The sequence below is a fragment of the Lysinibacillus sp. FSL M8-0337 genome (assembly GCF_038593855.1).
In the GTDB taxonomy this organism is placed as follows: Bacteria; Bacillota; Bacilli; order Bacillales_A; family Planococcaceae; genus Lysinibacillus; species Lysinibacillus sphaericus_D.
The window spans coordinates 2,926,672-2,943,925 of sequence record NZ_CP151996.1 but is presented as its reverse complement, the minus strand read 5'-3'; the positions used below and the strand labels follow the sequence as shown (position 1 = coordinate 2,943,925).

The 17,254-nt window shown below is 37.8% G+C and carries 14 protein-coding genes and 1 pseudogene; 8 read left to right on the top strand and 7 right to left on the bottom strand.

All coding sequences use genetic code 11. The annotated features are described in order from the left end of the window. Nucleotides 1-206: 206 nt before the first annotated feature. Both MKY08_RS14105 and MKY08_RS14100 read right to left on the bottom strand, forming a co-directional pair. On the bottom strand, nt 207-914 hold the full coding sequence (locus MKY08_RS14105) for a response regulator transcription factor (RefSeq protein ID WP_069513594.1): 708 nt from the start codon (nt 912-914) through the stop codon (nt 207-209). After that, the gene (locus MKY08_RS14100; RefSeq protein ID WP_256093256.1) at nt 907-3,615 is read right to left on the bottom strand and encodes a sensor histidine kinase KdpD; all 2,709 of its coding nucleotides are present in this window, start codon (nt 3,613-3,615) and stop codon (nt 907-909) included. The genes MKY08_RS14105 and MKY08_RS14100 overlap by 8 nt, the downstream gene beginning before the upstream one ends. 369 nt (nt 3,616-3,984) lie before the next feature. On the opposite strand from MKY08_RS14100, the gene kdpA reads away from it, so the two are divergent. The 3 genes from kdpA to kdpC are packed head-to-tail and all read left to right on the top strand — an operon-like array spanning nt 3,985 to nt 8,412. Further along, nucleotides 3,985-5,679, top strand: a complete 1,695-nt coding sequence (kdpA, locus tag MKY08_RS14095; RefSeq protein ID WP_069513596.1) for a potassium-transporting ATPase subunit KdpA — start codon at nt 3,985-3,987, stop codon at nt 5,677-5,679. Between the two features lie 15 nt (nt 5,680-5,694). Beyond that, entirely contained in the window at nt 5,695-7,758 is a 2,064-nt protein-coding gene (gene kdpB, locus MKY08_RS14090) for a potassium-transporting ATPase subunit KdpB (RefSeq protein WP_069513597.1), read from the top strand. 12 nt (nt 7,759-7,770) lie between these two features. Then, nucleotides 7,771-8,412, top strand: a complete 642-nt coding sequence (gene kdpC, locus MKY08_RS14085; RefSeq protein WP_069513600.1) for a K(+)-transporting ATPase subunit C — start codon at nt 7,771-7,773, stop codon at nt 8,410-8,412. 87 nt (nt 8,413-8,499) lie between these two features. Here the strand turns inward: kdpC and MKY08_RS14080 are convergent, their stop codons facing one another. Then, nucleotides 8,500-9,555 (bottom strand): 2,3-butanediol dehydrogenase, encoded by a 1,056-nt coding sequence (locus tag MKY08_RS14080; protein ID WP_069513602.1) that lies wholly within the window; start codon nt 9,553-9,555, stop codon nt 8,500-8,502. Nucleotides 9,556-9,854: 299 nt separating this feature from the next. Between MKY08_RS14080 and MKY08_RS14075 the strand changes: the two genes are divergently transcribed. The 5 genes and pseudogenes from MKY08_RS14075 (at nt 9,855) to MKY08_RS14055 (ending at nt 14,107) form a co-directional block, all read left to right on the top strand. Then, nucleotides 9,855-11,156, top strand: a complete 1,302-nt coding sequence (locus MKY08_RS14075; protein ID WP_069513604.1) for a DEAD/DEAH box helicase — start codon at nt 9,855-9,857, stop codon at nt 11,154-11,156. Nucleotides 11,157-11,173: 17 nt separating this feature from the next. After that, complete coding sequence (locus MKY08_RS14070) at nt 11,174-12,070, top strand: deoxyribonuclease IV (protein WP_069513606.1); 897 nt, start codon at nt 11,174-11,176, stop codon at nt 12,068-12,070. 250 nt (nt 12,071-12,320) lie between these two features. Beyond that, entirely contained in the window at nt 12,321-13,136 is an 816-nt protein-coding gene (locus tag MKY08_RS14065) for a lipid II flippase Amj family protein (RefSeq protein ID WP_176723240.1), read from the top strand. A 258-nt stretch (nt 13,137-13,394) separates the two neighbouring features. After that, nucleotides 13,395-13,898, top strand: a pseudogene (locus MKY08_RS14060) (DUF6773 family protein). A gap of 14 nt (nt 13,899-13,912) precedes the next feature. Continuing rightward, nucleotides 13,913-14,107: a helix-turn-helix transcriptional regulator gene (locus MKY08_RS14055; RefSeq protein WP_024362980.1), complete on the top strand. Its 195-nt coding sequence runs from the start codon at nt 13,913-13,915 to the stop codon at nt 14,105-14,107. 69 nt (nt 14,108-14,176) lie between these two features. On the opposite strand, the gene MKY08_RS14050 is transcribed toward MKY08_RS14055, so the two are convergent. The 4 genes from MKY08_RS14050 to MKY08_RS14035 are packed head-to-tail and all read right to left on the bottom strand — an operon-like array spanning nt 14,177 to nt 17,135. Continuing rightward, nucleotides 14,177-14,812: an ABC transporter ATP-binding protein gene (locus MKY08_RS14050; protein ID WP_069513608.1), complete on the bottom strand. Its 636-nt coding sequence runs from the start codon at nt 14,810-14,812 to the stop codon at nt 14,177-14,179. A gap of 13 nt (nt 14,813-14,825) precedes the next feature. Continuing rightward, nucleotides 14,826-15,524: a hypothetical protein gene (locus MKY08_RS14045; RefSeq protein ID WP_141705612.1), complete on the bottom strand. Its 699-nt coding sequence runs from the start codon at nt 15,522-15,524 to the stop codon at nt 14,826-14,828. Beyond that, nucleotides 15,521-16,258, bottom strand: coding sequence for a hypothetical protein (locus MKY08_RS14040; RefSeq protein WP_069513610.1), 738 nt, complete (start codon nt 16,256-16,258; stop codon nt 15,521-15,523). Before MKY08_RS14040 ends, MKY08_RS14045 begins: the two co-directional genes overlap by 4 nt. Next, nucleotides 16,242-17,135 (bottom strand): hypothetical protein, encoded by an 894-nt coding sequence (locus MKY08_RS14035; RefSeq protein WP_069513611.1) that lies wholly within the window; start codon nt 17,133-17,135, stop codon nt 16,242-16,244. The genes MKY08_RS14040 and MKY08_RS14035 overlap by 17 nt, the downstream gene beginning before the upstream one ends. Nucleotides 17,136-17,254: the final 119 nt, after the last annotated feature.

The following is a 17,254-nucleotide window of genomic DNA, read 5'->3' as shown; positions in this document are numbered from 1 at the left end:
AAGGAGCTTTGTGCAATAAGCATGGTTGGGGGATAGTTATGCTTCATGAAAGCAGGTAGAAAGTATAGAGAGACAATCCAATAGGGGAAGTTGTCTGTCGCCACTTAAGAGGTGTTATGCAATGTAGCTTGCACCTTATAAAAAAGGCATAACGGACTTTTCCCCAATAGGAAAGTAGTTAGATAGGTTAATGCGTTCCTATCGGCTTATTCGTCATCATCATGATAACGAAGCATGCGATAGCCAACGCGAACGTGTGTCTGGATGTACTTTGGTTGGGCTGGATTATCTTCGATTTTTTTGCGCAGAGTCGCCATAAAAACTCGAAGACTAGGGACGTCCGATTGTAGTACATTTTGCCAAATTTCCTTCAATAAGAAGTTATGTGTCAGCACTTTGCCAACATGCTTGGATAGCACAACTAATAGTTTATATTCGATGGGGGTTAAGTGTACTTCCACACCGTTGACAATCACCGTGTTAGCCAAGTAATCAATTTCTAAATGACCATTGACAAATACGGCTGACTCATTGTCTATCTGATGATCGCTGACAGTTCTTCTTAAAGCTACTCGAATGCGTGCAAGTAGCTCCTCGACACTAAAAGGTTTTGTAACATAATCATCTGCCCCTGCATCAAGTGCATTAATTTTATCGAGCTCTGCACCGCGGGCACTCACGACGATAATCGGCGTTTGGGTCCAACTGCGGAGTTTGTGAATAAAGTCTAGACCATCCATATCAGGCAAGCCTAAATCAAGGATAATTACATGCGGCTTGAACGTTATGGCTTTTTGTAAAGCACTTGAACCATCTTGCATAATATCGAATTCATAATTTTGGGTAGTCAAGGTCATTTTAATTAAATTGCCGATTGCTATGTCGTCTTCTACGACTAAAATCCGTTTATTCATCGATACTGACAACTCCTTTTTTTAAAGTAAAACGAAAGACGGTTCCGTTCGGGTAGTTATCTTCAACTACTAATTTACTATCGTGTAAAGTTAAAATCGTCTGACATAATGCTAATCCTAACCCTAAGCCTCTTCGGCTATCACTGCGCTGCACTTTCCCTGTAATAAATGGTTCAAACAGCTTTTCTTTTAATGAATCGTCAATACCTGGTCCATTATCAGCTATACTAAAATGTACATATTCGCCTTCCTCTTTTGCGATAAAAGAGATGTCACTACCAGTAGGTGTATATGTTAGTGCATTATTAATAATATTAATAAGCACTTGAATAATCAGGCGTGCATCCATCAAAGCCATAACTAATTCGGGCTCTACATGATAAGAAATATGATGCGTATTGTTGCGTGGAATTACATGTAGCAACGCTTCTTGAATAATATCCTCTACTAGCTCCAACTGCATCTCGAGGGCAAATTGTCCATCCTCTAACATCGAAACGGCTAGTAAGTTTTCGACCATTTGCACAAGCCATCTTGAATTTTTATAGATATCTTCATATAATCGAGTTTTTTCTGTATCTGGAATTTGAACTGTATTCGTTAACAATATATCGGCATTCCCAGAAATCGTAGTCAGTGGTGTCCGTAAATCATGCGAGATAGCACGCAAAAGATTCGCTCGCATTTGTTCAAGTTCAGCTTCTCTTGCCACTTTTTCATTTAAGTTTTGCAAATACCATTTATCTAATGCAAACGAAAAATCATTCATAATGGCATTTAAAATATGGCGCTCAAATGCAGGTAATGGGGTTTGCTTTGAAAGCGCAATGCCAACGACACCCTTTACACTGCCACTTGAAAGAACGGGCATATAATAGCCGTTTACTTCTGGGAAAATGTCAGTGGACACGCCAGCAAAATGGTTATTGTTGATGACCCAATGAATGACGCCTAGTTCATTTGTATTTTTAAATAAGGTAGCTACTTTCGTATTCTCCGTATTTGATAGAGTTGGTGTTGGAAAAAAAACAGATTTAGCAATCATGTTATTTTCTATTTCAAAAAATTGGACAGGTTTCTCTACTAATTTAACAATTTGAGACATGCCTTCCATAATAATATCTTCGATGGACTTAGCGTGTTGTAATTTGCGATTCGTTTCAAGCAACACTTCCATTCGATAGGATTTTCGGACGGCTACGATGGCCTGCTCTTTTATCTTTTTCGTTAAGCTACTTGTAATAATGCCAGAGAAAAACATAATCATAAATGTCATCGGATAGTCTCGATGATATGCTTCCAGTGAAAATCGTGGCTCTGTAAATAAAAAGTTGAACAGTAGTACAGCTACAGCCGAGCTAATAATAGTCATGAGCCATCCAGATGACCAAATAGCAAGAATTAACACACTAAGAATATAAATGGTAATAATATTCGATTCGCTGACGCCCATTGTGAAGAAAAATAAGGCTAAACATGACGCCAAGCTAAACACGACGGACATCTTTAACAAATCTAACCATTCAAAAGTTAGTCGATTGCGAAGATCTGGAAAATAAAATTGTTCGTTTTCTTGGTCTGGCACGATATGAATAGCGAGATTAGGCACATAATCATTGAGTCGATCAATGATTTTTGCATTGGGCTGCCACCATTTCTTTTTCATCACCGTCCTGCCGAGTACCAGTTTTGTGACGCCACTCATTTGAGCATAATTAGCAAGCGCCGCTGCGACATCATTCTCCTGCACGATTACGACATGTCCACCAAGTTGTTCGGTCAATTTAATATGTTGTTGTAAGCGCTCGGAGTTCGCGTCGTTATCGTCACCTTCTTTCACCTTTTGTACATAAAGCGCCGTGAATTTACCATGTAAGGCTTGAGCAAGTCTGGCAGCAGTGCGAATAACTTTTGCATTGGTTGGGGAGCTACTAATACCAACTAAAATATGCTCTTCAATTTGTGCCGTTTGCCTAATCGATTCGCTGTCATTTATTTGTTTGTAATTAATCGTATCTGCCGTTCTACGCAGGGCAATTTCCCGCAATGCTACTAAATTTTGTTTACGAAAAAAAGATGCTAACGCTTTTTCAGCTTGTTGTTTGGAATATATTTTTCCTTCTATTAAGCGTTGGATTAACTCATCTGGTTCGATATCTACAATTTTAATAAGCGCGGCTTGATCGATTAAATAATCTGGAATACGTTCGCGGACTTTTACCCCAGTAATTTCTTCTACAACATCATGAAGACTTTCAATATGTTGAATATTAACGGTTGTATAGACATGAATGCCTTTTGCTAATAATTCTTCCACGTCTCCAAAACGTTTTGTATGTCGCATAACCGGAACGTTGCTATGAGCCAACTCATCGATAAGGACAATTTCCGGTTTACGCTCCAATACTGCATCAATATCCAACTCTTGAAAAGTTCTCCCTTTATAATGGATTGTTCTAGTAGGTATTTGTTCAAGCCCATCAAGTAATGCTAATGTTTCTGGTCGAGGATGTGGCTCTATATAGCCAATTACTACATCTTTTCCAAGTTTTTTTGCTAAATGTGCGGCATCTAGCATAGCATACGTTTTTCCGACGCCGGCTGCATACCCAATAAATATCTTCAATCTACCGACAGTTGTTTGTTCCTGATGAAACCTTGTTAAAAGCTCTTCGGGAGTGGGGCGCATTTTTTCCATCATACTTCACCTCATTTGTATTATAGCGTTATCTGCCATTAAGAAAGTGTAAAGATTTAACACCTTTATTGTTTCTTAATACAAAGAAGCGATTTCCTAACACTACATTAATTTGAAAGTCAGTATGATAAAAACATCAAATAGAGAGAAGGGTGATGCAATTGATGGATTTATATATGGTTGGCTTATTACTCATTAGTTTTGCCAGTCTATATGCGTTAACGACTTGGTGCTACAAGCTAGTCGAAGAGTAAGGGGAGGAATTGCTATGTGGATTGTTATTGGAATAATACTTATATTGCTTTTTGGATATTTAGGGCATGCCCTATTATATCCGGAAAAATATTAATAGGTATTTAGGAGGAATAGAGTATGTGGCAAATCGCCATTGTGTGTATTATTTATTTACCGCTTGTTATCCTGACCGGCCATTATCTTTTTCGTGTGACAATGCATAAAAAAACATGGCTCGATCCATTAATGGATAAAGTGGATCATGTGATTTATAAGGTATGCGGCATTAAACAAGTGGATATGACAGGCAAGCAATATGTATTGTCATTAATTATTTCAAATGCTTTTATGGTTTTTATCGGATACATTCTTTTACGCATTCAATCTTTTTTGCTGTTAAATCCAAATGATATAGAAAATATGGAGGCATCACTTTCTTTTAATACCATCATTTCGTTTATGACCAACACCAATCTGCAACATTATAGTGGTGAATCTGGTTTAAGTTATTTGTCACAAATGCTCGTTATTATTTTTATGATGTTTACATCTGCAGCGACTGGCTACGCTGCTTGTATGGCGTTCTGTAGACGATTAGTTGCAAAAAGTGATACATTAGGCAATTTCTTTGTAGATTTTGTGCGTGTGATTACACGTGTATTAATGCCTATTTCCATCGTAGCTGCCATTATTTTAGTATCGCAAGGAGCACCTCAAACATTCAGTGCCAATCAAACTGTTCAAACAATCGAAGGAAAAATGCAAGATATCGCATTGGGACCAGTTGCCTCACTTGAATCTATTAAACATGTAGGTACAAATGGAGGTGGGTTTAATGGTGCTAATTCCACAACGCCTTTTGAAAACCCTACGGTTATATCTAATATCGTAGAAATGCTATCTATGATGTTGCTACCAGGTGCTTGTGTTGTTGCCTTTAGTCTAATGGTTGCTTATAGAAAGAAAAAAACAATATTCGGCAAGCAAGGGCTAGCGATCTTTGCTGCAATGGGTATGCTATTTCTTATCGGGTTAGTGACAGTGTATATTGCTGAGCGTGCGGGTAATCCCCTTATTAGTAACCTGGGAATTACTCAGGAGCTTGGCAGTATGGAAGGAAAAGAAATGCGCTTTGGGGTAGCCCAATCTGCCCTTTTCACTACAGTCACAACTGCCTTTACAACGGGCTCGGTCAATAACATGCACGATACATTAACCCCAATTGGTGGAATGGTGCCGATGTTTAATATGATGTTAAATGTTGTATTTGGGGGCAAAGGTGTTGGGCTGATGAATATGATGATGTATGTCTTACTAACGATTTTCATCGCATGTTTAATGATTGGTCGCACGCCACAGTTTTTAGGAAAGAAAATTGAGGAAAAGGAAATGAAGTTAATAGCACTTTGTATTTTAATTCATCCTGCAATTATCCTACTGTTTTCTGCGCTTGCTGTTGCCACAACATCTGGGGTAGCTGGTATTACAAATCCAGGGGCACACGGTTTATCGCAAGTACTATATGAGTTTGCTTCAGCATCTGCCAACAATGGCTCTGGCTTTGAAGGGTTAGCTGATAACTCAACGTTTTGGAATGTGACGACAGGGTTAGCTATGTTTTTTGGTCGCTATTTAACCATTATCCTTCAATTAGCAATTGCTTCACTACTTGCTAAAAAAATGTGGCACAGCGATTCAGTTGGAACATTGAAAACAGATACCTCAATGTTTACATTTTTGCTTGTTGCCATTGTACTGATGATTGGTGCGCTAACATTTTTACCCGCATTAGCACTTGGACCAATTACGGAGCATTTACAAATACATTCCTAATGAGGAGAGAATCAAATGGAAACTGTAAGAAAAGGTTTTATCACGAGCGATTTAGTAAAGAGCTCATTGATAGGCGCATTGAAGAAATTTAATCCAGTTACGATGATAAAAAATCCCGTCATGTTTGTCGTAGAAATCGGTTTTATTTTTGTGCTGTTGTTATCGTTTTTTCCTAATCTACTTGGCGGTGGGGAAGGAGAGCATGCTCAGCTCTATAATGCCATTGTTGCTATCATTCTCTTTGTTACAATTTTATTTGCTAACTTTGCAGAATCCATCGCTGAAGGGCGGGGAAAAGCACAAGTACAAACGTTAAAAAATACAAAGACAGATACACAAGCACGTGTCCTTTTAGCGGATGGTACAGAAGTGATGAAACAGGCACATGAGCTGAAAAAAGGGGATATTGTTTTAGTGCAAGCAGGGGAAGTGATTCCAAATGATGGCGAGGTCATTGAAGGGATTGCCACAGTCGATGAATCAGCCATTACTGGTGAGTCTGCACCCGTTGTAAAAGAACGCAGTGGAGATTTTTCATCTGTTACTGGTGGAACGACTGTCACAAGTGATTGGCTAATGATTGAAATTACTTCACTGCCAGGAGAGTCATTTTTAGATAAAATGATTGCCCTCATTGAAGGAGCAAGTCGGAAAAAAACACCTAATGAAATAGCGTTAAATACATTGTTAGTTAGCTTGACAATCATCTTTTTATTAGTGGTCGTGACATTATATCCAATGACTACTTATTTAAATGTACACATTTCCATTGCAACGTTAATTGCACTGACAGTTTGCTTAATACCAACGACCATCGGCGGTTTACTTTCTGCTATTGGTATTGCTGGTATGGACCGAGTGACGCAGTTTAATGTCATTGCAATGTCTGGTAGAGCTGTGGAAGCTTGCGGAGACGTAGATACACTTATATTAGATAAAACAGGCACAATAACGTACGGTAATCGCATGGCAACTGAGTTTTTACCAGTCAAAGGAGTTGACCATCAAACTTTGATGCAAGCAGCATGGCTGAGTTCGCTGACAGATGATACACCAGAAGGAAAATCTATTTTATCATTGGCATGTGATTTAGGGGTAACTACAACGGATGAACAACAACTAATTCAATACAGTGAGCATATTCCCTTTACCGCACAGACACGGATGAGCGGATTGAACTTGCAGGATGGGACGATCATTCGAAAAGGGGCTTATGATACGATTAAACAAGATAGTCTTGCAGCAGGACAACATATTCCGACAAATTTGGAACAGTTAGTGCATCAAGTATCTGCTGTTGGGGGCACACCGCTTGTTGTGTCGATGAATCATATTATTTTGGGTGTCATCCATCTGAAAGATGTTGTTAAATCTGGTTTGAAAGAACGCTTTGAACAGCTGCGAGCAATGGGCATAAAAACAATTATGTGCACAGGGGATAATCCACTAACAGCAGCCGCTATTGCTAAAGAATCGGGCGTTGACAGTTTTATTGCAGAAAGTAAACCAGAAGATAAAATAAAGGTGATTAAAGATGAGCAGGCACTTGGAAAAGTTGTGGCGATGACAGGGGACGGTACCAATGACGCACCTGCTTTAGCACAGGCGAATGTCGGTCTTGCGATGAATTCAGGAACGAATGCAGCAAAAGAAGCTGCAAACATGGTTGATTTAGATTCAAATCCAACTAAAATAATTGAAGTTGTAGAGATTGGAAAGCAATTATTAATGACGCGTGGTGCACTAACAACATTCAGTATTGCAAACGATGTGGCAAAATATTTCGCTATTATTCCTGCTATGTTAATGGTAGCAGTACCTGAAATGAATGCGCTCAACATTATGCAACTGCATTCGCCGACAAGTGCCATCATTTCAGCTTTAATTTTTAATGCGGTGATTATTCCAATGTTAATTCCCATTGCGATAAAGGGCGTAAAATATAAGCCGATGAGTGCTACAAAATTATTACAGAAAAACTTGTTTGTTTATGGACTAGGTGGTATTCTTGCGCCTTTTATCGGTATAAAGGTGATCGATTTGCTAGCAGGGCCACTGTTAACCATGCTTGGTCTATAGGAGGAAAATGATATGAATAGATTTTGGGACAATGTCAAGCAAGCATTAATGGTATCTATCATTATGTTTGTAGTCTGTGGTTTAATTTATCCTGTGACAGTAACGGGTATTGCACAAGGGCTATTTAAGCATCAAGCGAATGGTAGCATTGTGGAAGTTGACGGAAAAGCTGTTGGTTCGGAAAAGCTTGGGCAAGCCTTTACATCAGCAGCATTTTTTAAGGGCCGTGTTTCATCCATTAACTATAATGTTTATACACAAGAAGATATTGTACCAGATAAAAATGGTGAGATAGCTTATGGTGGCGTGAGCTCTGGAACGTTCAATTATGCTCCGTCCAATCCAGAATTAACAAAACGGATAGAGGGAGATATTCAAGCGTTTTTACAGGCGAACCCGACTATAAAAAGACAAGACATTCCTGCTGATCTTATGACGGCCTCCGGATCGGGTTTAGACCCACATATTAGTGTGCAAGCAGCGCGCATTCAAATCGATCGAATTGCCAATGCAAGCGGGCTGTCAGAGAAGGAAATCGAAAAAATTGTGGAGGCTAATACAGAGGGGCGGGCGCTCGGTCTATTTGGGGAAGAGAAAGTGAACTTCTTAATGGCGAATTTAGCTATTTTTAAACAAATGAAGGACAATGAATAAGTGGTGTAAAGTATAACTTCAATAAGGCAGATAGAGAGAATGGTATAGAGGTATTTTCTCTATCTGCTTACAATAAAAGGGTCTATGTTAGCTTTGTGAATTGACAAGAATTTTAATATGGTTTTTCTCTTTCATTAACGCTTCAAAGCCTTCTGTTACAACATCATCAAGCCCAATGCGCTTAGTTACAAGTTTGTCCGCTGGGAAATAGCCTTTGGTCATTAACTCCATAACAGCTGGGAAGATATCTCGATAGGCAATAATACCTTTCACAGTACGTTCCGACAATACAATATTATTTGGTTGAATAGAAGCGCTTGATTCCCATATCGAAACGATAATTGTTTCACCTTCGAACGTAGTAGAGTCAATAGCTTGCTGTAAAACAACAGGAACACCAGTAACTTCAAATGCCACATCCACACCGCCATTTGTTAAGGCATGAAGACGTTCAACAGCATCTTCATCTTGCGGATTAATAACAGCTGTTGCTCCTAGTTCCATCGCCTTTGCAGCACGTTCTGCTGAAAGTTCCACCGCATAAATTTCGGAAGCTCCAGATGCCCGTAATGCTTCGATAACAAGAAGACCAATTGGCCCAGTTCCAAAAACTGCGGCTTTATCGCCAGCCTTTAATTTGCTTTGGCGAACTGCATGTAAAGCTACTGCGGCTGGTTCTACAAGAGCACCTTGTTCATAAGAAAGTCCTGCTGGCATTTTGTGTACCATGTGGTCATCTACCACAGTATATTCTGACAATCCGCCACCGCCGCCAGACAGTCCGTGGAAACCTAGTTGTTTACAAATGTTGTACTTCCCTTTTTTACATGCAGCACATTCGCCACAAGAGAGAATCGGTTCGACAACGACAGCATCTCCAATTTTTACTGTTGTAACACCTTCCCCAATTTCAACTACCTCGCCAGAAAACTCATGGCCCATTACAATAGGGGCTATATCTTTACTGATAGAGTGTGGCTGTTCAACTGGAATAAAGATTGGTCCTGCTGCATACTCATGTAAATCGCTTCCACAAATGCCTGTCCAATGTACTTTAATTTTTACTTTGCCGGATGCAATGGAAGGCTCCTCAATGTTTTCTACACGGATATCTCTTGCTTTATACCATCTTGCTGCTTTCATCACTATCAACCTCCAATACTATTATTCATGTTTATATTAACATGTGGAAAATATGCAAATCATTAGTTGGACTAAAATTGACATAAAAAATACGAAATGTCCATTAAATTTTTTCACATTTTTCACACTTTACATTTTTCATTGCATAATAGTCGTAATTAAAGTAAGTTTGTTAAGGGTTAGCGTTGCATCGATGAAAAAAACAAGAGAATATTGTAAATGCTTATGTTAATAGTACGTAAACATCCCTAAAAGGCCGAATCATGGTACAATGGGAAAGATGTAAGGAGGAACGAATTATGTCAAAATATACTGATTATAATTTTCAGCCATTTTTGCAGGACGCAATTGCAAAGCTTGGCTTCACAGAACCAACACCAATACAAAAGGAAATTATTCCACTAATCCTGAAAGGGAAAAGTGCGATTGGACAAGCACATACGGGTACAGGGAAAACGCATAGTTTCCTTATTCCTATCGTGCAACGCATTCAAGTTGACAAACAAGAGGTACAAGCGGTTATTACTTCGCCAACACGCGAGTTAGCTCAACAAATTTTTGATGCGTTAAATCAATTAATAGAAGGAACAGACATTCAAGCGAAATTATTTATTGGGGGTACGGACAAACAACGCTCCATTGATAAGTTAAAAACGCAACCACAAATCGTTGTGGGTACACCAGGACGTATTCGTGACCTTGTTTCAGCTCAAGCGTTATTTGTGCATACGGCACCAATGTTAGTTGTTGACGAAGCGGACTTAGCGTTCGATATGGGCTTTATCGAAGAGATTGATGGCTTTGCTTCTCAAATGCCAGAAAAGCTTGAAATGTTCGTGTTCTCTGCAACAATTCCAGAACGTCTACAGCCATTCTTAAAAAAATATATGGAAGCACCTGTCCATGTTCATATGAACGATAAACGTCCCGTGGCAGAAGGTATTGATTTTGTGCTTGTGCCTGTGCGTTCGAAATCACGTAACAAACGCTTGTTAGATGTTATTGAAGGAATTAACCCATTTTTAGCCGTTATTTTTACCAATACACGTAAAACGGCAGAGCATGTTGCGGGTTATTTAAATGAGCAAGGGATTCGCTGTGGTCAAATTCACGGGGATTTAAGTCCGCGCGATCGTAAAAAAATGATGAAGCAAATTCGTGATTTAGAATTTCAATACATTGTGGCAACAGATCTTGCTGCGCGCGGTATTGATATTCAAGGAATTTCACATGTCATTAACTACGAAATTCCAGAAGATCTAGAATTCTTTATTCACCGTGTCGGTCGTACAGCTCGTGCCGGCAATAAAGGTACGGCAATTACATTATTTGAGCCTTCGGACGAGGACGCACTAGCACGCGTTGAGAAAATGGGTATACCATTTGAACAAAAAGATGTTAAAGATGGTGAATGGTCTGAACTAAAAGACCGTCATGCACGTAAAAATCGTGTGAAGCACGAAAATGAAATTGATGCGAAAGCAAAATCTCTAGTGCGTAAGCCGAAAAAAGTAAAACCAGGTTACAAACGTAATATGAAATGGGAAATGGAAAAAATTAAAAAACGCGAACGTCGCCTAAAAGCGCGTAATAAAAAATAAGTGAAGGAGGCCTAATCATGTTACTTGGCTCACATGTTTCAATGAGCGGCAAAGAAATGTTGCTCGGCTCTAGTAAAGAAGCTCTTTCTTATGGTGCGAACACCTTTATGATTTATACGGGTGCTCCACAAAACACGCGTCGAAAATCCATTGCAGACCTTAATATTATGAATGGTCTGTTGCATATGAAAGAGCACGGCATGACAAATATTGTTGTGCATGCTCCCTATATTATTAATATTGCCAATACAGAAAAACCGGAGACATTCCGTCTCGGCGTAGATTTCCTACAATCTGAAATTGAACGCACTGCTGCGTTGGAAGCTACACAAATTGTTTTACATCCTGGTGCCCATGTAGGTGCAGGGGCAGATGCTGGTATTGCTAAAATTATTGAAGGATTAAATGAAGTACTATCGCAGGACTATCCCGTGCAAATTGCATTAGAAACAATGGCAGGGAAAGGTACAGAGTGTGGACGTTCTTTTGAAGAACTAGCAAAAATTATTGATGGTGTGACACATAACGAGCGCCTTTCTGTATGCTTTGACACATGCCATACACATGATGCTGGCTATAATATTGTTGAAGATTTTGATGGGGTATTAAACGAGTTCGATAAAATAATCGGTGTAGACCGCATCAAAGTTCTTCATATAAATGACTCCAAAAACGTTCGTGGCGCGGGTAAAGACCGCCATGAAAATATCGGTTTTGGACATATCGGATTTGATGCTTTAAAATACGTGGTTCATCATCCACAATTAATGGCTGTACCGAAGATATTAGAAACACCATTTGTTGCTCAAAATAGTAATCCGAAAACCAAAACAGCACCGTATAAATATGAAATTGATATGCTTCGTAGTGGAGAATATAAGCCAGCGCTTATTGACGCCTTACGAGGAGAGTAAGAGAACCGTAGACCAACGCAATGCAAATTGTGTTTGGTCTACGGTTTTTTATGAATCGCGGGTAAACGAAGCGATATCGCGGGTATTTGAACGACTTCCGCGGGTAAAGAGAGTTTTATCGCGGGTATTTGAACACGAATCGCGGGTAAACAGCTTAAAATCGCGGGTATTTCAATAGTGCTGTTCGGAACTATTTTGAAATTCAAACGTCTACATGTGAAATAATGGGAAAGAACATTAGGTATAGAGAATGGAAATAATTACAGATAAATTAATTATGATTGCTTTATTTATTCTCATCATTCATTCAATCGAGACACTTGCCTATGCGGTGCGTTTATCAGGGGCACGTGTAAAGTTACTAGCTTCAGCTTTATCTCTGTTTAATGTAATGGTGATGGTTTCAAGGCTAGCGAATATGATGCAACAACCGTTTACGGGGAGTTTAGTGGATACAGCGCCTGCTGACAATGCGCTAGCTTTTGTAGAAAGCCAGTATCGCTTTATTATAGGAGCTGCATCATTAGGGACACTAATGGGGATATTATTACTGCCGACTTTCGTAGCCATCTTTTCACGAGGCATCATTCATTTGGCTGAGGAAAGAGGGTCGATTCCAGCTTTATTGAAGAAAGGCTTCACATTTGACTATGTAAAAAGAGGCATTAAACATATTCGCAAGCCAAGCTTGGCCTATGTAAAGGGCATTGGTTTACGAGATATTCCAGTCAAACTATTTGTGATTAACATTGTGATTACAGCGATTTATACCATTGGTGTTTTATCTTCTTTATATGCAGGTTTATTAGTTCCTGAATTAAAGGCAACTGCTGTCATGGCGTCTGGATTAATCAATGGCGTAGCAACAATTTTGTTAATTATTTTTATTGACCCTAAAATTTCTATACTTGCAGATGATGTTATCAATCAGCGGGGAAGTTATCTTGATTTAAAAAGAGCATCTGTTATGATGATGACCTCTAGATTTTTAGGAACGATTTTGGCGCAAGTGTTATTTATACCTGGGGCACATTATGTAGCTTGGTTTGCAAAGCTTATTACTTAGGAGTTAAGACAGAAATGGCTTTTAAAACGAGCATTTCATCTACTGGAAGAAGTAAGAATTAAAACATATCGTGAGCTTAATCCTATAATATGGTTTAGATTTCAAGGCACATTTTCTACAAGGAAATGTGTCTTTTTATGTCTTCACTGTAAATAACATTGCATTTTGCAATTTATAAAAAACTAAATGCAATTTATATATTGCAAAAAGCAATGTCATTTCATATAATACAATTAATAAAACAAATGGAGGTACATTATGTATAAGAAAAATAAGAAGCAAGTGGATGAACGTGTTAAAAATTCACAAAATAAAATATACAAAGAAATGTATGTGCTGATTATGATTGTCTGTTCCATTTCTATCGTAATAAAGTTCTTTAAAATGGGCATGTCCTTGGACAATGTATTAACAGAGTGATTGATTATCTTTGTGTCATCTGTTTATTATTATGTTAGGACGGCTTATCTAGGAATCTTAACAGATGAAGTAGAGGTTCATGATAGTAACAGTAAAATAAAATTACAGACGAAAAATATCATTTACGGAGTGGCTACTGGTTTGGTACTGGCGATTTTTTTTGGTCTTAATAGTGCCTTCAACTATGCGGATAGCACACAACAAGCATATAAATATTTCTTCATGGTTTTCTTAGTATCGCTAGTTATCTATGTACCATTTTTTGCAGGATTTTTAGGCTTATCATATATGGCTGCAAAAAAGAAAAGTGACCAAGTCGTACAAAAAAATCTAGAAGATTAACAGTGGTGATAAGCATGAAAAACATCCGTTTAAAAATGGCTCGAATAGAGCATGATTTGTCACAGGAAGATTTAGCTCAAAAAGTAGGGGTTACCCGCCAAACAATCGGTTTAATTGAAGTTGGGAAATATAATCCGACGTTAAACTTATGTATTGCGATTTGTAAAACGTTAAATAAAACGTTGGATGAATTATTTTGGGAAGAGTAAATTAAAGAAACCCTCCATTTTGAACTTTGTCAAAGTGGAGGGTAAACTAATTATGATTCGAAGCGGGTCTCAAGGGGTTTCAGTTAACACGCCTTCACGCAATCTGTATACTTGATCACATAAGGACTCAATATCAACTTTATTATGTGAAGTTAATAAAATAGTTGCTCCACGCTGTTTTTCAGCGTTAATAATGTCATATACATTTTGTACAGAATCTTCATCCAAACCATTCATGGGTTCATCTAGTAAAATCAATTCAGGTGTTTCCATAATGCTTTGAGCAATGGCTAGTTTTTGTTTCATCCCAAGAGAGTATGCTTTAACAGGGCGTTTATCTTCTGGGTCTAAACCTACTTTTGCTATCGCAGCTTTTATATCCTGGTCAGTAATTTGATTGCGAATCGCTGCTAAAAATTTTAAGTTGGAGAAACCTGAATAATGCTCTAAAAATCCAGGCTTTTCAAGGATTACACTTGCACTTTTAGGAAACGAAATATCTTGATGTAACACATCCCCGAATAAATTTACTGTTCCGACACTCGGTTTTACTAAGCCGCAAATTACCCGAAACAACATTGATTTCCCTGAACCGTTGTGCCCCACAAAGCCATAAATGTTGCCCCGCTCTAGCTGAAAACTAATATTTTGTAGCACCATGCGTTTTTTGATAATCTTGGAAACGTTTGATACTTCAATCGACATCTAGCAACCCTCCCTAATAATAATCACTTTTTAAGCCGATTCGAACAATAATTAAACTCATAAGACAAATAAATAGCCCTTCAATCACTAGAATGACAGCGAACATGTTTGCGTCGAAATTTCCCATTAGCCCATAATAGAACGGAATATAAGGAGCTGATCGTTTAATACCTGCAAAAAATAGGACGATCAGTAAAACCGTCGCTATTTTTGCTGAAAATAATAATTCGACTATTTTCCATAGCAAGGCATGACAGTACATATTGATGCATAGAATGAATGCCTGTAGAACAATCAAGATATCAAATTGTTGCGTCACGTGAGCTTTTAAAAAAAGGGAAAAGCTCATGATATAAGTGATTGCCACATAGCACGCCGTGAATATAAGTAGGATTAGTAGCCGATTAAGCCAAAACCAACTTTTTGTTGGATAGCGTAATAGCATATTGTAGGAAAAAGAAGTGGAGCGAGGCTTCCAAACAATTTGAATTAATAGCACATAACCAAACCATAACAAAGTCCAATACATCCAAGTAAGTTCCTCCACGTGCCCTAAAAGGGCAGTAAATGCTTGGTACAATGTCAATCCATCAAAAAGGGATGTCATATGGAGTAGCAATAAAGTAGTACATAATGGATAGACAATACAAATACAACTAATTTTAAGGGCATCATCTCGCAGTAGTTTCCACTCTAACGAAAATGTTGTCATGAATCATCATCTCGCACGTAAAAGTCTAGTTTATTGACTAAATAATGAATGGCGTTAATTAACAAAATCATAACGGCAACTAATATAAAGAATGTACTAATAGGTGACGTAAATTCACTTTTATAAAAGAAAATTGGCACAATGTGTATTGTGATTTTATCAACCATAAAAAGCACAATAACTAAAATCGCACTAATAAAATTATTTCTAAGTAGCTGTTGGAGCGCTATGTATAGCAAACCACAAATAGCCGTCACACAATAAAACATATAGATAAAGTAAAGCAATGAACCGTTTTCTTTAGGCTCAGGCACATATAATAAAAGAGCACTGTAATTTGTAATATAAGGGAAAAATAGCCACTTTGCTAGCGATGTGCTCAACATACTACTTCCGAAAACAATCGCTGTAAAAAAGGCAGTCACGATAAAAACGAAGCAAATTTTATACGTGGCATATTGCTGTCGGTGTCGATATCTTCTAAGTAATAGCCAATCATTGTCTTTAGATGAAAAAGGCGCTAATAATATTAAAAATAATAAGGTATAGAAATTTTCATAACGAGAGGCTAATATAAAGTCTTTCACCGTATGCCATCTAGTTGCCACTGACATGATAGGCAATACTTCAAACAAATGTAGAGTTATCATAAAACATGCCACAATCCAAAAGAGCCATTTTTTCAAGCGAATATCCTGTAGACAATAGGTGTAGTACTTATAATACATCTTCATGTTTCTTCATCCCAATTAAGTAAATGACAAATGTAATGAAAATTTGCAACAGAAATTCGATAATCATAATAGAGATGGAGTTATCTCCATGTATACCTTCCGGAGCTAAAAAGTAAAATGGAGCCCATTTTGCGTGATTGGCAGCTAAAAACCAAATGCTAGTATAAATAATTTGTGGCATAAAAATTAATAAATAATAATTTTTAATAAACATAGATAGGGCTAGTCCCATACAAACATACACACTAGCAAACAATCCTCCGATAATATAAAATACAGCAACATATGCGTATGGAGACATGCTTAGTAAATCGGAAAAAAGAGGTTGAATATCGCCTTTGAAAGCACTTAAAACATTATCGGGTATTGCCAAAGTCCCCTCTACAAACCCTTTATAAATATTTGCATAGGCTGTATAGTCCCAATGATTTGTAAATATATTAACAAGTACTACCCCTAAACATAGTGGCAGTACGAACATAAAAAAGGCAGTTAGAAAAGTAGAAGCAAACTTTGCAGTGTAATATTTCCGTCTATCCATGCGCATAAAAATAAAATGTTGATAGCCGCTTTTTCTTTCACGAAAAATTGAGTCTACAAGTGCAATAGAAATTAACAACGGAAATATTAAATAATACAATTGAGATGCAAAATTATTAGTAAAACCGAGCCATTGTTTATGCGGAGATACGAAATTGAGCATATCATCTACAATAGGTTTTTCAAAGTGTTGATTATAAATTCTCTCTGATAATAAATATTCTTCATTATGCTCTTTAACGCCTATCCATACAGCAATGACAACAAGCAATACCAAGGCACAAATACTAAGATAAAAGTTTTTATTATTAAATAGTTTTTTATATTCAAGTAGCATTGCTATCCTCCTTTCTAAAATAAAGAAAGGGTTGTCCTAAGATAGACAACCCTATCCTAGAAAAAACTATAATATAATTTTTCAATGGGTTTTATAGAAAAGAGATAGAGTACTCTTAG

Coding starts and splice junctions, on each gene's coding strand:
- kdpA (WP_069513596.1), top strand. CDS start 3,985: ATGTGGCAAATCGCCATTGTGTGTATTATTTATTTACCGCTTGTTATC.
- MKY08_RS14040 (WP_069513610.1), bottom strand. CDS start 16,258: ATGAAGATGTATTATAAGTACTACACCTATTGTCTACAGGATATTCGC.
- MKY08_RS14100 (WP_256093256.1), bottom strand. CDS start 3,615: ATGATGGAAAAAATGCGCCCCACTCCCGAAGAGCTTTTAACAAGGTTT.
- MKY08_RS14050 (WP_069513608.1), bottom strand. CDS start 14,812: ATGTCGATTGAAGTATCAAACGTTTCCAAGATTATCAAAAAACGCATG.
- kdpC (WP_069513600.1), top strand. CDS start 7,771: ATGAATAGATTTTGGGACAATGTCAAGCAAGCATTAATGGTATCTATC.
- MKY08_RS14070 (WP_069513606.1), top strand. CDS start 11,174: ATGTTACTTGGCTCACATGTTTCAATGAGCGGCAAAGAAATGTTGCTC.
- MKY08_RS14075 (WP_069513604.1), top strand. CDS start 9,855: ATGTCAAAATATACTGATTATAATTTTCAGCCATTTTTGCAGGACGCA.
- MKY08_RS14105 (WP_069513594.1), bottom strand. CDS start 914: ATGAATAAACGGATTTTAGTCGTAGAAGACGACATAGCAATCGGCAAT.
- MKY08_RS14055 (WP_024362980.1), top strand. CDS start 13,913: ATGAAAAACATCCGTTTAAAAATGGCTCGAATAGAGCATGATTTGTCA.
- MKY08_RS14080 (WP_069513602.1), bottom strand. CDS start 9,555: ATGAAAGCAGCAAGATGGTATAAAGCAAGAGATATCCGTGTAGAAAAC.
- MKY08_RS14035 (WP_069513611.1), bottom strand. CDS start 17,135: ATGCTACTTGAATATAAAAAACTATTTAATAATAAAAACTTTTATCTT.
- MKY08_RS14045 (WP_141705612.1), bottom strand. CDS start 15,524: ATGACAACATTTTCGTTAGAGTGGAAACTACTGCGAGATGATGCCCTT.
- MKY08_RS14065 (WP_176723240.1), top strand. CDS start 12,321: ATGGAAATAATTACAGATAAATTAATTATGATTGCTTTATTTATTCTC.
- kdpB (WP_069513597.1), top strand. CDS start 5,695: ATGGAAACTGTAAGAAAAGGTTTTATCACGAGCGATTTAGTAAAGAGC.